The following is a 13,577-nucleotide window of genomic DNA, read 5'->3' as shown; positions in this document are numbered from 1 at the left end:
CGCGCCAATCCAGCCTAGATTGCCTCGCCGCTTCTAGCCGGATGCCCGTCAGGTTCAAACCACGAAAACACCAATTCTGCAACATTTCCAAACTAGCCGGAGCTTGCGACATTTTCGCAAGGCAGCGCCGAGGCTTGCGGCAATTCCGCCGCAATCGGGCCGGCAGGGCAGTTCACCGGGAAATTGCCCGGCGGTAATTTTTCGGGGTCACGGGGTCCGTGACAGCACGCCCCGGCCTATGCGACGATCCGGCGCGCGGTAACCTTCTGTTTTCCATATTCACCGCAAGATCGCGACCATGCTGATTCGGAAGAGATCATGACCAACAGACTGAAGACGGTTCTCGGCGCCTGCATGCTGGTATCGGCACTGGCCGGCTCGGTGACGGGCGCGCTGGCCCAGGCCGGCGCCAGCGGCGCGGTGAAATCGCAGCATGGCGCCTGGGCGGTGGTCTGCGACAAGCCGGCCGGCGCGCCGAGCGACCAGTGCGCGCTGCTGCAGAACGTCGTCGCCGAGGACCGGCCCGAGGTCGGTCTCTCCGTGGTCGCCCTGAAGACCGCCGACCAGAAGGCGCGGATCCTGCGCATCCTGGCGCCGCTCGGCATCCTGCTCCCGAACGGGCTCGGCCTCTATGTCGACGGCAAGGACATCGGCCGCGCCCAGTTCGTCCGCTGCTTCTCGGACGGCTGCTATGCCGAGGTGATCCTCGTCGACACGCTGCTGGAGACGCTGAGCAAGGGCAAGAGCGCGACCTTCATCGTCTTCCAGACCCCGGAAGAGGGCATCGGCATCCCGGTCGACCTCAACGGTTTCGGCGAGGGCTTCAAGGCCCTCCCCTGAAGGATGGCGGCGTCGAGCGCCGCGCCAAAGCCAGCACGAGCATTGGAACCACGCCCGATGGTTCTTATGTCGGGGCATCTGACAAACCGGAACGGACGCCTGCCATGACCGCATCGCTGATCGAGCGCTTCGACATCTCCCGCGCCGGGATCGACCGTATCCTCGGCGACACGCTGGCCGGGGCCGACGACGGCGAGCTGTTTCTCGAATACCGCGAGCAGGAATCGCTCTCCTTCGACAACGGCCGGCTGAAGCAAGGCAATTTCAACACCGAGCAAGGTTTTGGCCTGCGCGTCGTCTCGGGCGAGGCGGTCGGCTACGCCCATGCCGGCGATCTGTCGGAGGCCGCCCTCGGGCGCGCGGCCGCCGCGGTGTCGGCGGTGAAGACCGGCCATGTCGGCGTCTATGCGGACGCCCCGCCCCGCACCAACCAAAAGCTTTACGGCGACGAGAACCCGATCCCCTCCCCTGGCTTCGAGGCGAAGGTCCGCCTGTTGCAGGACATCGACGCCTATCTGCGCGGCAAGGGCGAGGCGGTCCGGCAGGTCTCGGTGACGCTCGGCTCGCAATGGCAGAACGTCGAGATCCTGCGGGCCGACGGCCAGCTGGTGCGCGACATCCGGCCGCTGGTGCGGATCAACGTCTCGGTCGTCGCCGGCCGCGGCGACCGCCAGGAGACCGGCTCCTTCGGCGCCGGCGGGCGCACCGGCTTCGGCGAATTCCTGGTCACCGCGCGCTGGCAGCACATCGCCGACGAGGCGCTGCGCCAGGCGATGGTCAATCTCGATGCCGTGCCGGCGCCGGCTGGCGCCTTCGACATCGTGCTCGGCGCCGGCTGGCCGGGCGTCATGCTGCACGAGGCGGTCGGGCATGGCCTCGAGGGCGACTTCAACCGCAAGAAGACCTCGGCCTTCTCCGGCCTCCTCGGCCAGCAGGTCGCCGCCAGGGGCGTCACCGTCGTCGACGACGGCACCGTCGCCGAGAAGCGCGGCTCGCTCACCATCGACGACGAGGGCACGCCGACCAACCGCACCGTGCTGATCGAGGACGGCAAGCTCGTCGCCTACATGCAGGACCGCCAGAACGCCCGGCTGATGGGCATGGCCGCCACCGGCAACGGCCGCCGGCAGTCCTACGCGCATGTCCCGATGCCCCGGATGACCAACACCATGATGCTTGCCGGCGACAAGACGCCGGAAGAGATCATCGCCTCGGTGAAAGACGGCATCTACGCCGTCTCCTTCGGCGGCGGGCAGGTCGACATCACCTCGGGCAAGTTCGTCTTCGGTTGCACCGAGGCCTACCGGATCCGCAACGGCAAGATCGGCGAGGCGCTGAAAGGCGCCATGCTGATAGGCAACGGCCCGGAGGCGATGCACCGCGTCTCGATGATCGGCAACGACCTCGCCCTCGACACCGGCATCGGCATGTGCGGCAAGGCCGGACAGGGCGTGCCCGTCGGCGTCGGCCAGCCGCACCTCCGGATGGACCAGATCACCGTCGGCGGCACGGAAGCCTGACCGCGGCCGCACCGGACAGTGCATTGGCGGGACGGCCGAAGCCCTCCCGCCGGGTGTCATGCCCTCACGGATAGAGCCGCGTGCGTGTCCAGCCTGCATCCGGGGTGACGCGGCTGAACTGGATGCGGTCGTGCAGGCGGAACTCGCCGTCCCTCCAGAACTCGATCTCGCTCGGGACCACGCGAATGCCCGACCAGTTGGGCGGGCGCGGGACGTCGCCGGGGAACTCGGCATCCAGTTCGGCGACGCGGTCGATCAGCACCTGCCGGCTTTCCAGCGGGCGCGACTGTGCGGATGCGATCGCGCCGAGCCGGCTTTGGCGGGCGCGCGAGGCGAAATAGGCGTCGGCCTCGGCATCGGTCACCACCTCGATCGCCCCGCGGACGCGGACCTGGCGGCGCAGCGACTTCCAGTGGAAACCCATCGCCGCCTTGCCGCTGGAGAGGATTTCGCGGCCTTTCGCGCTCTCAAAATTCGTGTAGAAGACGAAACCACGGGCGTCGAAGCCCTTGAGCAGGACCATCCGCACGTCCGGAAGGCCGGCACTGTCGACGCTCGCGAGCGCCAGGGCGTTCGGGTCGTTCGGCTCGGTGGCCTCGGCCTCCTTCAGCCAGCTGGCGAACAGATCGAAAGGATCGTCGCCGACGACAGTTTCACCAAGGGTTAAACTTTCATTGGTCATAGTGGTGTCGGGCTCCCTTGCGTCTTCCGCCCACCGCCGATGAAGACCCGGGCCTGCGAGACATACGACCGCAATGCAGCTGATCAAAGTCCCCTTCCTGATCTGCCTCGCGATTTTGCCGCTCGCAGGCTGCGTCGTGTCCGGCGGCGGCATGGAGGAGATGGTCGACCGCAGCATCGTCACCAATTCCATTGGCCCCGCCAAGCCGGCGACCCCGGCCGAGGCGCCCGACCAGACCTCCGACCGCAACATGGTGCGCAATGCCGTCTCGGCGGCGGACCTGCACGCGGCCGCCGAGCAGCCGACAGCCTGGGCCAACACCGACACCGGGGCCACCGGCGTCATCACGGCGATCAAGGAAGTGCGGGCGGGCGACGTGATCTGCCGCCAGTTCCAGACCTCGCGCCAGCGCTTCGACGGCGTGGCGCTCTACAATGGCGAGGCCTGCACCAAGGGCCAGGGCGAGTGGACGTTGACGCGGTTCAACGAAGGCTCCTGATCGCCCGCTTGGCGGCAGGCGGCTCTTAAAACGCGGAGCGCAGTGGCCATATAGGGGCGCAAGGGCCATATTGACGGCCGTTCTTCTTCCATCGCCATCTCGGCTGGCAGCTTCTCTCGAGGCGCCGCCGCCCTTGTAACGTGGAGCCTTCCGGCCCCCCGGACTCCGCCAGGATCGAAACCATGCGTGACCCCTACGCCATCCTCGGCGTCGCCAAAACGGCGAGCGAGAAGGAAATCAAGAGCGCCTTCCGCAAGCTCGCCAAGAAGTATCATCCCGACTCGAACACCTCTGACCCGACCGCCGGCGTGCGCTTCAACGAGGCGAACCAGGCCTACGAAATCCTCGGCGACAAGGAGAAGCGCGCCCAGTTCGACCGCGGCGAGATCGACAACGACGGCAAGCCGAAGTTCCAGGGATTTCCCGGCGGCGGCGGCAGCCCGTTCGGCAATGCCGGCGGCGGCCAGTCGTTCGACTTCCGCTCGGGTGGCGGCGAGGCGGACAGCATCTTCGGCGATTTCTTCGAGCAGGCCTTCGGTGGCCGCGGCGCGCAGGCCCGCGGCGGCGCGCGGCCAGGCTTCACCGGGGCGCGGCAGGCGGCCGCCAAGGGCGAGGACATCCGCGCCAACCTCAAGGTCCGGCTGGAGGACATCGTCGCGGAGGAGAAAGTCGAGGCGATCTTTCCGTCCGGCAAGCATCTCGCCATCAAGCTGCCTGACGGCGTCGAGAACGGCCAAACCATCCGCCTGCGCGGGCAGGGCCAGCCGGGCTTCGGCAATGGCGCCCCGGCCGGCGACGCGCTGATCACCATCGATTTCGTGCCGCACCGGCGCTTCGAGGTCGATGGCCGCGACCTGAAGCTCGACCTCCCCGTGCCGATCCGCACCGCCGTCCTCGGCGGCAAGGTCCCGGTAGAGACGCTGGACGGGCGGATCTCGCTGTCGCTGCCGGCCTGGACGAATTCCGGCAAGACGCTTCGCCTCAAGGGCAAGGGCCTGACCAAGGTCAGCGGCGAGCGGGGCGATATCCTGGTGGCGGTGCGGATCGTCCTGCCGGCCGAGAGGGACGAGCAGCTCGCCGCCTTCTTCGCAGCGGAATCGGCGGACAAGTAGGACGCCGGGCGGTCGCTGCGGGCTGCCGTTCGGACGGGACAGGGGGCGGGCCGGCGGCGGTCAACTTGAAGGCGGGGCGATGCTATGCCATACCCGCCGCCGCGCCGGCATTGCCGGGGCACCGGGTTAGGGATGGACGACATGGCAGTATCGAACGGCGCCGCCGCAGGCGGATTGATGACAGGCAAGCGTGGCCTCATCATGGGCGTCGCCAACAACCGGTCCATCGCCTGGGGTATTGCCAAGGCGCTGGCCGAGCAAGGCGCCGAAATCGCCCTCACCTACCAGGGCGATGCCCTGAAGAAGCGGGTCGAGCCGCTGGCCGCCGAACTCGGCGCCTTCGTCGCGGGCCATTGCGACGTCGCCGACGGGGCGACGATCGACGCGGTGTTCGCCGGGCTCGAGGAAAAGTGGGGAAAGATCGACTTTCTCGTCCACGCCATCGGCTTCTCCGACAAGGACGAACTGACCGGCCGCTACGTCGACACGTCCGAGGGCAACTTCACCAAGACGATGCTGATCTCGGTCTACTCGTTCACTGCTGTCGCCCAGCGCGCCGAGAAGTTGATGAGCGACGGCGGCTCGATGCTGACGCTGACCTATTACGGTGCGGAAAAGGTGATGCCGCACTACAACGTGATGGGCGTCGCCAAGGCGGCCCTCGAGGCGTCGGTGCGCTATCTCGCCGTCGACCTCGGCAAGCAGAAGATCCGCGTCAACGCCATTTCGGCCGGCCCGATCAAGACGCTCGCCGCCTCCGGCATCGGTGATTTCCGCTATATCCTGAAGTGGAACGAGTACAACTCGCCGCTGAAACGCACCGTGACGATCGACGAGGTCGGCCAGTCCGCGCTGTACCTCCTGTCCGACATGTCGACCGCCGTCACCGGCGAGATCCACCATGTCGACTCCGGCTACCACACCGTCGGCATGAAGGCCGTCGATGCGCCGGACATCTCGGTCGTTAAGGACTGATCCGGCCCCTCCTCCCGCATGACCGTAACCTCCGCATGAGCTTGCCGCATCTCTTCCTCTGCCGTCATGGCCAGACCGACTGGAACGCCGAAGGTCGGCTGCAGGGGCAGGAGGAAATTCCGCTGAACGCGCTCGGCCGCAGCCAGGCCGCCCGCAACGGCCAGCGGCTGGCCAGCCTCCTCGGCAGCGAGATCGGCGGCTACCGCTTCATCGCCAGTCCGATGCAGCGCACGCGCCAGACGATGCAGATCATCCGCGGCGAACTCGGGCTCGATCCCGACGTCTACGAGACCGACGCGCGGCTGATCGAGCTCCACTTCGGCGACTGGCAGGGATCGACGCTCGACGAGGTGGCCGTTCGCGACCCGGCAGCCGTCTCGGAGCGCGAGACGACGAAGTGGACCTTCGTTCCACCGGGAACGCCGGCCGAGAGCTACGACATGCTGGCGGAACGCGCGAAGCCGGTGTTCGACGGACTGTCCGGTCCGACCATCCTCGTCGCGCATGGCGGGATCCTGCGCTCTTTCCTGAAGCTCTACGGCGCGATGCCGCCGGCCGATGCGGCGCACCTCATCATCCCGCAGGACCTCATCCTCGAATACCGCGACGGCAAGATCGACTGGGTCTGACGGGTTTCCCCCGAAAGGGCCCAGCCATTTGCTGCGATGTGCAAGGAGGAAGCAGCGATCCGCGTCAGGCGCAGGCGGCTTCGTCGATGATGACGTGAGCGACCATGCCCGGTTCGACAGCGGCATAGTTGAACGCGCCGGGGAGGACATAGGTGCTGCCGTCGGCAAAGGTCAGCAGCGACGCGTCAGGGTCAATGGCGGCGACGATGCCGGTCTTCTCTTCAGCTTTGGCCGGGATCGTCAGCGCGACGCTGAGGACGGAGCTGGCAAAGAACGCGATAATCTTCCTGGTCATGTCCATCCCTCGAAATCCTGATACCCCTGGCACGACGACAGCCCCCGCCCGCGCGCGCCTCCCGAAGCCTCGAGCGACCTGCCCGCATCCTCTGGAAGCTTACTGTTCGGGCCGATTGTGTCTTTTGCGTGCGATAAAGCCTCTGTGTCGCTGCCGACACGATATTTGACCGGACGGCACGGCCTGACTTAAACCGCAGTCGCCGATCCCTTCCCGACATCCGCGGAAATCTCCATGTCGCATAATAGTTACGGACATCTTTACCGCGTCACCACCTGGGGCGAGAGCCATGGGCCGGCGATTGGCTGCGTCGTCGACGGGACCCCGCCGGGCCTGCGTTTCTCGACCGCCGACATCCAGGCTTTTCTCGACAAGCGCCGGCCGGGACAGTCGCGCTTCACCACCCAGCGCCAGGAGCCGGACGCGGTGCGCATCCTCTCCGGCGTCGTGCCGGGCGAGGCTGAGGGCGAGTGGATCTCGACGGGCACGCCGATCTCGATGCAGATCGACAATGTCGACCAGCGCTCGAAGGACTATTCCGACATCGCCAAGCGCTACCGCCCGGGCCATGCCGACATCAGCTACGACATGAAGTACGGCGTGCGCGATTTCCGCGGCGGCGGAAGGTCCTCGGCGCGCGAGACGGCGACGCGCGTGGCGGCCGGCGCGCTGGCCCGCCTGGTGGTGCCCGGCGTCACCGTGCGCGGCGCTCTGGTGCGGATCGGCGAGATCGAGATCGACCGTGCGCGCTGGGACGATGCGGAGATCGACAACAACCCGTTCTTCTGCCCGGACCCCGAGACCGCCAGGGAATGGGAGACCTATCTCGACGCCATCCGCAAGCGCGGCTCTTCCGTCGGCGCCGTGGTCGAGATCACCGCAACCGGCGTTCCCGCAGGCCTTGGCGCGCCGCTCTACGCCAAGCTCGACCAGGACATCGCCTCCAACCTGATGTCGATCAACGCCGTGAAGGGCGTCGAGATCGGCAACGGGTTTGCCGCAGCCGAACTCTCCGGCGAGGAGAATGCCGACGAGATCCGCATCGGTGCCGACGGCCAGCCGGAATTCCTGTCGAACCATGCCGGCGGCATCCTCGGCGGCATCGCCACCGGGCAGCCGATCGTCGCGCGGTTCGCGGTCAAGCCGACCTCATCGATCCTGACGCCCCGCCGCTCGATCGACGCCGACGGCCAGGAGGTCGACGTGATGACCAAGGGACGCCACGATCCTTGCGTCGGCATCCGCGCCGTGCCGATCGGCGAGGCGATGGTCGCCTGTGCGCTCGCCGACCACTACCTCCGCCACCGCGGCCAGACCGGTCATGGCTGATCTCTTTGGCGCGAGGGCTTGGAAACCGGCGGCGCCAGCCCTAGCTCGCAGCACATGAGCACGCGCCTCTACCACCATCCGATCTTCGCCGAGCACCTGACCGGGCTCGGCCATCCCGAGCGGCCGGAACGGATGCAGGCGGTCGCGGCGGCGTTGGAGGCGGAAGCCTTCCAGCACCTCGACCGGCAGGAGGCCCCCGAGGGTTCGCCGGAAGCGATCTATCGCTGCCATCCCCAAGCCTTCGTGCGGCGCGTCGCCAAGAGCATCCCGGAAGAGGGCATGGCGCGGATCGACGGCGACACCGTGGTCAGCCCGAAGAGCTTTTCCGCCGCGCTTCACGCAGTCGGCGCTGCCTGCGCCGGCGTGGACGACGTCGTCAGCGGCGAGGCTTCGAACGTCTTCGTCGCCGCCCGCCCGCCCGGCCACCATGCCGAGCGCGAGACGGCGATGGGCTTCTGCCTGTTCAACACCGCCGCCATCGCCGCCCGCCACGCGCAGGCCGTGCACGGCCTCAAAAGGGTGGCGATCGTCGACTGGGACGTGCACCACGGCAACGGCACGCAGGACATCTTCTTCGAAGACCCATCGGTGTTCTATGCCTCGACCCACCAGATGCCGCTGTTTCCGGGCACCGGAGCGCGCGACGAGGTGGGCGCCGGCAACATCGTCAACGCACCGCTCCGGTCCGGCGATGGCGGCGAGGAGTTTCGGGAAGCGTTTCTCACACGCGTCCTGCCGGGGCTCATCGCCTTCCAGCCGGAACTCGTCATCATCTCGGCCGGCTTCGACGCGCACCACCGCGATCCGCTGGCCTCGATCCAACTGGTGGAAGACGACTTCGACTGGGCGACCGGCAAGCTGATGGAAGTCGCCGACCGGCATGCCGGCGGCCGCCTCGTCAGCCTGCTCGAGGGCGGCTACGATCTCGTCGGTCTCGGCAATTCGGTGTCGGCGCACGTGAAACGCCTGATGCTCGGCTGACCGAGATCGCGTAAAGGGAACAGCATGGCCGCAGACACCACCGTCCCCGCCGATGATTCGGATATCAAGCGCATGAGCTTCGAGGAAGCTCTGTCGGCGCTCGAGCGGATCGTCGCCGATCTCGAGCACGGCGACGTGCCGCTCGACATCTCCATCCGCATCTACGAGCGTGGCGAGAAGCTGAAGAACCACTGCGAGCGCCTGCTCTCGGTCGCCGAGGACAAGGTCGAGAAGATCAAGCTCTCGCGCGCCGGCAAGCCGGTGGGCACCGAGCCGCTCGATCCCGCTTAAATCCTGATCAGGCCGCGAGCGAACGGAAGCGTTCTGGCTCCTTCGGACGAGACGTCCTGGGTGCACTTGAGCAAATTTTCCGCAGCGAGAGGTGCGTAAAAGCACCTTGTCGGGCATAACGCCTTGTCGAGGTCACTTTCGACACGATCTAAGAACAGCGACAAACTGAGAACAACGACAAGGGCCGTGCCGACATGGCCTTCGACGCCACCGGTCCGGTTCAGGACTGCGAGGACAGTGAAAGGTGCCGAGTTCCGTGTCAGATCAGCCTGAGACCCCCCTCCTCGATCGGATCGAGTCCCCTGCTGATCTCCGGGCGATGAAGGAAAGCGATCTGCGCCAGGTCGCCGACGAACTGCGCACCGATCTGATTGATGCGGTGTCGCGCACCGGCGGGCACCTCGGTGCGGGGCTCGGCGTGGTCGAGCTGACGGTCGCGCTGCACTACGTCTTCAACACGCCGGACGACCGCATCATCTGGGACGTCGGGCATCAGGCCTATCCGCACAAGATTCTGACCGGCCGCCGCCAGGGCATGCGCACCATCCGGCAGGAAGGCAGCCTCTCCGGCTTCGCCAAGCGCACCGAGAGCGAATACGACCCGTTCGGCGCGGGCCATTCCTCGACGTCGATTTCGGCCGGCCTCGGCATGGCGGTCGCCCGCGATCTCGCCGGCGGCGCCAACAATGTCGTCGCCGTCATCGGCGATGGCGCGATGTCGGCCGGCATGGCCTACGAGGCGATGAACAATGCCGGCGCGCTCGACGCCCGGCTGATCGTCATCCTCAACGACAACGACATGTCGATCGCCCCGCCGACCGGTGCGATGAGCGCCTATCTCGCACGCCTCGTCTCCGGCAAGACCTATCGGGGCCTGCGCGACAAGGCTAAGAACCTCACCAAGATCCTGCCGGACTTCATGCGCGAGGGCGCCCGCAAGACCGAGGAATACACCCGCGCCTTCTTCACCGGCGGCACGATGTTCGAGGAGCTCGGCTTCTACTATGTCGGCCCGATCGACGGCCACGACCTCGACCATCTGCTGCCCGTCCTTAAGAACGTCCGCGACGCCAAGAACGGCCCGATCCTCGTCCACGTCGTCACCAAGAAGGGCAAGGGCTACGGGCCGGCCGAAAGCTCGGCCGACAAGTATCACGGCGTCTCGAAGTTCGATGTCATCACCGGCGCGCAGGCGAAAGCCAAGGCGAACGCCCCGAGCTACACCGCCGTCTTCGCCGAGAGCCTCGTGCAGGAAGCTCGCGACGACGAGAAGATCGTCGCGATCAACGCCGCCATGCCGAACGGCACCGGCCTCGATCTTTTCGGCGAGGCGTTCCCGACCCGCACCTTCGACGTCGGCATCGCCGAGCAGCACGCCGTCACCTTCGCCGCGGGCCTGGCCTCGGAGGGCTACAAGCCGTTCGTCGCTGTTTACTCGACCTTCCTGCAGCGCGCCTACGACCAGATCGTGCACGACGTCGCGATCCAGCATCTGCCGGTGCGCTTCGCCATCGACCGCGCCGGCTTCGTCGGCGCCGACGGCCCGACCCATGCCGGTTCCTTCGACACCGGCTTCCTAGTGCCGCTGCCGGGCATGGTGGTGATGGCCGCCGCCGACGAGGCGGAGCTGCGCCACATGGTGCGCACCGCCGCCGTGCACGAGGAAGGGCCGATCTCCTTCCGCTATCCCCGCGGCAACGGCACCGGCGTCGAGATGCCCGAGCGCGGCGTCGCCCTCCAGATCGGCAAGGGCCGGGTTCTCGTCGAGGGCACCAAGGTCGCCATCCTCTCCTTCGGCTCGCGCCTCGCCGACAGCCTTGCCGCAGCCGAGGAACTCGAGACTTTCGGCCTTTCCACGACCGTCGCCGACGCGCGCTTCGCCAAGCCGCTCGACGCCGACCTGATCTCGCGCCTCGCCCGCGAGCACGAGGTGCTGATCCTCATCGAGGAAGGCGCCACCGGTGGCTTCGCGACGCAGGTTCTGCAGTTCCTCGCGGTGCGCGGCCTGCTGGAGCATGGCTTGAAGGTCCGCCCGCTGGTGATGCCCGACACCTTCATCGACCATGCCGCTCCAGACGCGATGATCCGCCAGGCGGGCCTCGACAAGACCGGCATCGTCGACGCGGTATTCAAGGCGCTCGGAACCAGCGCCAGCCGCGTGATGAAGGCCTAGGGCGAAAGCCTGGAATCATTCGAAGCTTGCCATTTCGCGGCGCGGGCCGCATGAGCTAGCGATGGCCTCCACCGAAGAACAACACCTGTCGCGCATCCGGCTCGACATTCTCGTCAGCGACCGCGGCCTTGCCGCAAGCCGCGCCCGAGCGCGCGACGCGATCCTGCGCGGCCACGTCAAGGTCGACGGGCACACCGTCACCAAGCCGAGCCTCAACGTCCCGCCGGAAAGCGTCATCACCCTCGACGACCCCGCCGCCGACTACGTCTCGCGCGCCGGGCTGAAGCTCGAGGCGGCGCTGGACACGTTCGGCATCACGGTCGAGGGCCGCACCGCCCTCGACGTCGGCGCCTCCACCGGCGGCTTCACCGAGGTGCTGCTGCGCCGCGGCGCCGCGCATGTCGTCGCCATCGACGTCGGCCACGGCCAGATCCACCCGCGCATCGCCGGCAATCCACGCGTCACCTCGATCGAGGGGCTGAACGCGCGCGATCTCGACGAGGACCATCTCGGCGAACACCAGTTCGACCTGCTCGTCTGCGACGTCAGCTTCATCTCGATGAAACTCGCGCTGCCGCCGGCGCTGGAACTCGCCGAGCCCGGCACCGACGCGATCCTCCTGATCAAGCCGCAGTTCGAGGCCGGCCGCCTGGCCATCGCCAAGAACGGCCTGCTACGTGACCCGGACTCGGCCCCGGCGGTCGCTGCCGAGCTCAGCGCCTGGCTGAACGAGCAGGACGGCTGGACCGCCTCCGACCCGATCCCTTCGGCGATCGAGGGTGGCGACGGAAACCACGAGTTCCTGATGCACGGGCGCAAGGCATGAGCCTCGAACTGACGATCGAGAGCCTCGGCGCCAAGGGCGACGGCCTCGCGCATGGCACCGCCGGCGAGGCGCTGTTCGTGCCCTTCGCGCTGCCGGGCGAGCGGATTGCCGTCGAGCGCATCGGCGCCCGGCTGTCGATTGGGACGCTCATCGACGCCTCGCCGGAGCGCCAAGAGCCCCCGTGCCCGCACTTCGGCGTCTGCGGCGGCTGCGACCTGCAGCATGCAAGCGAGCCGCTCTATCGCGCGTTCAAGCGCGACCTCGTCGTCGACGCCTTCGCGAGGAGCTGCATCGAAATCACGGTCGAGGATCTCGTGCCGTGCCTGCCGAACACCCGCCGCCGCGCGGTGTTCTCCGGCATGCGCGAGGGCAACAAGATCGTCTTCGGCTTCTTCGAGCAGCAGACCAACCGCGTCGCCGAGATCAACGTCTGCCTCGTGGTGGTGCCCGAGATCGCTGCGCGCCTCGCCGATCTGAAGGGCCTCGCGCTGATCGTCGCCGACCGCAAGCGGCCGATGCGGATGAGCGTCACGTCGACCTCCGCCGGCCTCGACATCGCGCTGTCCGACACCGCCAAGCTCACCGAGAGCATGCGCCAGTCGATCCTCGCCTTCTCGCTGCGCCGCGATTTCCCGCGGGTGACGCTCGACGGCGAGATCATCGTCGAAACCCGCAAGCCGACGATCCCGATCGGCGGCATCGCCGTCTCGCCGCCCCCCGGCGCCTTCATCCAGGCCGTCGCTTCCGCCGAGGAGGCCATGGCCGCGCTGGTCACCGCGCACCTCGCCCCCTGCAAGGCCACCGCCGACCTCTTCTGCGGCATCGGCACGTTCGCGCTCCGCCTGGCGGCGAAGAGCAGCGTGCTGGCGGTCGAGACCGACGCCAAGGCGCTCGAGGCGCTCGACCAGGGCCGCCGCGGCGTCGCCGGCCTCAAGCAGATCACCGCCGAGCGCCGCGACCTGTTCCGCCGCCCGGTGACCGCCCGCGAATTGAACAAATGCGACGGCCTCGTCTTCGACCCGCCCCGCGCCGGTGCCGAGACGCAGGTGCGCGAGATCGTCCTCTCCAGGGTCAAACGCGTCGCCGCCGTCTCCTGCAACCCCGCCACCCTCGCCCGCGACGCCCGCCTCCTCATCGACGGCGGCTTCAAGCTCCTGTCGGTGACGCCGATCGACCAGTTTCTCTGGTCCCACCACGTCGAGGCCGTGGCGCTGTTCGAGCGCTGAGCGGAGAGCCGCGCCCCTCCAGTTCGTCATCCTCGCGCAATGCGCGGGGACCCATGCCGATTCATTGAAATTGGTCACGACGGCCACCGGTCCTGAAACGCCGTCCTGGTGGCAAACTCACGGCATGGGTCCCCGCGCTGCGCGCGAGGATGACGACTGGCGGGGTGTGCGGGGCTCGCCGACTTCAATCGGAGGAGTG

14 protein-coding genes are annotated in these 13,577 nt (G+C 67.6%); 12 read left to right on the top strand and 2 right to left on the bottom strand.

Going from position 1 to position 13,577, the window contains the following annotated elements:
- Positions 1-354: 354 nt before the first annotated feature.
- Both ACZL02_RS00465 and tldD read left to right on the top strand, forming a co-directional pair.
- Positions 355-840: an invasion associated locus B family protein gene (locus ACZL02_RS00465; protein ID WP_472939075.1), complete on the top strand. Its 486-nt coding sequence runs from the start codon at positions 355-357 to the stop codon at positions 838-840.
- Positions 841-944: 104 nt separating this feature from the next.
- Positions 945-2,360, top strand: a complete 1,416-nt coding sequence (gene tldD / locus ACZL02_RS00460; protein ID WP_472938239.1) for a metalloprotease TldD — start codon at positions 945-947, stop codon at positions 2,358-2,360.
- A gap of 64 nt (positions 2,361-2,424) precedes the next feature.
- Here the strand turns inward: tldD and pdxH are convergent, their stop codons facing one another.
- Complete coding sequence (pdxH, locus tag ACZL02_RS00455; RefSeq protein ID WP_472938238.1) at positions 2,425-3,042, bottom strand: pyridoxamine 5'-phosphate oxidase; 618 nt, start codon at positions 3,040-3,042, stop codon at positions 2,425-2,427.
- 73 nt (positions 3,043-3,115) lie between these two features.
- Here pdxH and ACZL02_RS00450 point away from each other — a divergent pair, with 73 nt between their 5' ends.
- The 4 genes from ACZL02_RS00450 (at position 3,116) to ACZL02_RS00435 (ending at position 6,257) form a co-directional block, all read left to right on the top strand.
- Positions 3,116-3,541 carry an RT0821/Lpp0805 family surface protein gene (locus ACZL02_RS00450; RefSeq protein ID WP_472938237.1) on the top strand — a complete coding sequence of 142 codons (426 nt, stop codon included), beginning with the start codon at positions 3,116-3,118 and terminating at the stop codon, positions 3,539-3,541.
- A 182-nt stretch (positions 3,542-3,723) separates the two neighbouring features.
- A complete protein-coding gene (locus ACZL02_RS00445; RefSeq protein ID WP_472938236.1) occupies positions 3,724-4,653 on the top strand; it encodes a DnaJ C-terminal domain-containing protein in 930 nt (309 codons plus the stop codon).
- Positions 4,654-4,794: 141 nt separating this feature from the next.
- Positions 4,795-5,628: an enoyl-ACP reductase FabI gene (fabI, locus tag ACZL02_RS00440; RefSeq protein WP_472938235.1), complete on the top strand. Its 834-nt coding sequence runs from the start codon at positions 4,795-4,797 to the stop codon at positions 5,626-5,628.
- Positions 5,629-5,663: 35 nt separating this feature from the next.
- Entirely contained in the window at positions 5,664-6,257 is a 594-nt protein-coding gene (locus ACZL02_RS00435) for a histidine phosphatase family protein (protein ID WP_472938234.1), read from the top strand.
- A 64-nt stretch (positions 6,258-6,321) separates the two neighbouring features.
- On the opposite strand, the gene ACZL02_RS00430 is transcribed toward ACZL02_RS00435, so the two are convergent.
- Positions 6,322-6,558, bottom strand: coding sequence for a DUF1344 domain-containing protein (locus ACZL02_RS00430; RefSeq protein ID WP_472938233.1), 237 nt, complete (start codon positions 6,556-6,558; stop codon positions 6,322-6,324).
- 228 nt (positions 6,559-6,786) lie between these two features.
- On the opposite strand from ACZL02_RS00430, the gene aroC reads away from it, so the two are divergent.
- The 6 genes from aroC (at position 6,787) to ACZL02_RS00400 (ending at position 13,378) form a co-directional block, all read left to right on the top strand.
- Complete coding sequence (aroC, locus tag ACZL02_RS00425) at positions 6,787-7,881, top strand: chorismate synthase (protein WP_472938232.1); 1,095 nt, start codon at positions 6,787-6,789, stop codon at positions 7,879-7,881.
- A 54-nt stretch (positions 7,882-7,935) separates the two neighbouring features.
- Positions 7,936-8,862, top strand: a complete 927-nt coding sequence (locus ACZL02_RS00420; RefSeq protein WP_472938231.1) for a histone deacetylase family protein — start codon at positions 7,936-7,938, stop codon at positions 8,860-8,862.
- A gap of 24 nt (positions 8,863-8,886) precedes the next feature.
- Positions 8,887-9,153, top strand: a complete 267-nt coding sequence (locus ACZL02_RS00415) for an exodeoxyribonuclease VII small subunit (RefSeq protein WP_472934601.1) — start codon at positions 8,887-8,889, stop codon at positions 9,151-9,153.
- A gap of 256 nt (positions 9,154-9,409) precedes the next feature.
- Positions 9,410-11,326 carry a 1-deoxy-D-xylulose-5-phosphate synthase gene (dxs, locus tag ACZL02_RS00410; protein WP_472938230.1) on the top strand — a complete coding sequence of 639 codons (1,917 nt, stop codon included), beginning with the start codon at positions 9,410-9,412 and terminating at the stop codon, positions 11,324-11,326.
- Between the two features lie 61 nt (positions 11,327-11,387).
- Positions 11,388-12,152, top strand: coding sequence for a TlyA family RNA methyltransferase (locus tag ACZL02_RS00405; RefSeq protein ID WP_472938229.1), 765 nt, complete (start codon positions 11,388-11,390; stop codon positions 12,150-12,152).
- Positions 12,149-13,378, top strand: a complete 1,230-nt coding sequence (locus ACZL02_RS00400) for a class I SAM-dependent RNA methyltransferase (RefSeq protein ID WP_472938228.1) — start codon at positions 12,149-12,151, stop codon at positions 13,376-13,378. Before ACZL02_RS00405 ends, ACZL02_RS00400 begins: the two co-directional genes overlap by 4 nt.
- The last annotated feature ends 199 nt before the right edge of the window (positions 13,379-13,577 follow it).

The organism is Mesocryomonas fontinalis, from assembly GCF_055730125.2.
Note: the sequence above shows the minus strand (reverse complement) of the source record. Positions and strands in the feature narration are given on the sequence as shown.

Excerpts from the sequence above, each read along its gene's own strand:
- ACZL02_RS00465 (WP_472939075.1), top strand. The coding sequence starts at position 355 with ATGCTGGTATCGGCACTGGCCGGCTCGGTGACGGGCGCGCTGGCCCAG.
- tldD (WP_472938239.1), top strand. The coding sequence starts at position 945 with ATGACCGCATCGCTGATCGAGCGCTTCGACATCTCCCGCGCCGGGATC.
- pdxH (WP_472938238.1), bottom strand. The coding sequence starts at position 3,042 with ATGACCAATGAAAGTTTAACCCTTGGTGAAACTGTCGTCGGCGACGAT.
- ACZL02_RS00450 (WP_472938237.1), top strand. The coding sequence starts at position 3,116 with ATGCAGCTGATCAAAGTCCCCTTCCTGATCTGCCTCGCGATTTTGCCG.
- ACZL02_RS00445 (WP_472938236.1), top strand. The coding sequence starts at position 3,724 with ATGCGTGACCCCTACGCCATCCTCGGCGTCGCCAAAACGGCGAGCGAG.
- fabI (WP_472938235.1), top strand. The coding sequence starts at position 4,795 with ATGGCAGTATCGAACGGCGCCGCCGCAGGCGGATTGATGACAGGCAAG.
- ACZL02_RS00435 (WP_472938234.1), top strand. The coding sequence starts at position 5,664 with ATGAGCTTGCCGCATCTCTTCCTCTGCCGTCATGGCCAGACCGACTGG.
- ACZL02_RS00430 (WP_472938233.1), bottom strand. The coding sequence starts at position 6,558 with ATGGACATGACCAGGAAGATTATCGCGTTCTTTGCCAGCTCCGTCCTC.
- aroC (WP_472938232.1), top strand. The coding sequence starts at position 6,787 with ATGTCGCATAATAGTTACGGACATCTTTACCGCGTCACCACCTGGGGC.
- ACZL02_RS00420 (WP_472938231.1), top strand. The coding sequence starts at position 7,936 with ATGAGCACGCGCCTCTACCACCATCCGATCTTCGCCGAGCACCTGACC.
- ACZL02_RS00415 (WP_472934601.1), top strand. The coding sequence starts at position 8,887 with ATGGCCGCAGACACCACCGTCCCCGCCGATGATTCGGATATCAAGCGC.
- ACZL02_RS00405 (WP_472938229.1), top strand. The coding sequence starts at position 11,388 with ATGGCCTCCACCGAAGAACAACACCTGTCGCGCATCCGGCTCGACATT.
- ACZL02_RS00400 (WP_472938228.1), top strand. The coding sequence starts at position 12,149 with ATGAGCCTCGAACTGACGATCGAGAGCCTCGGCGCCAAGGGCGACGGC.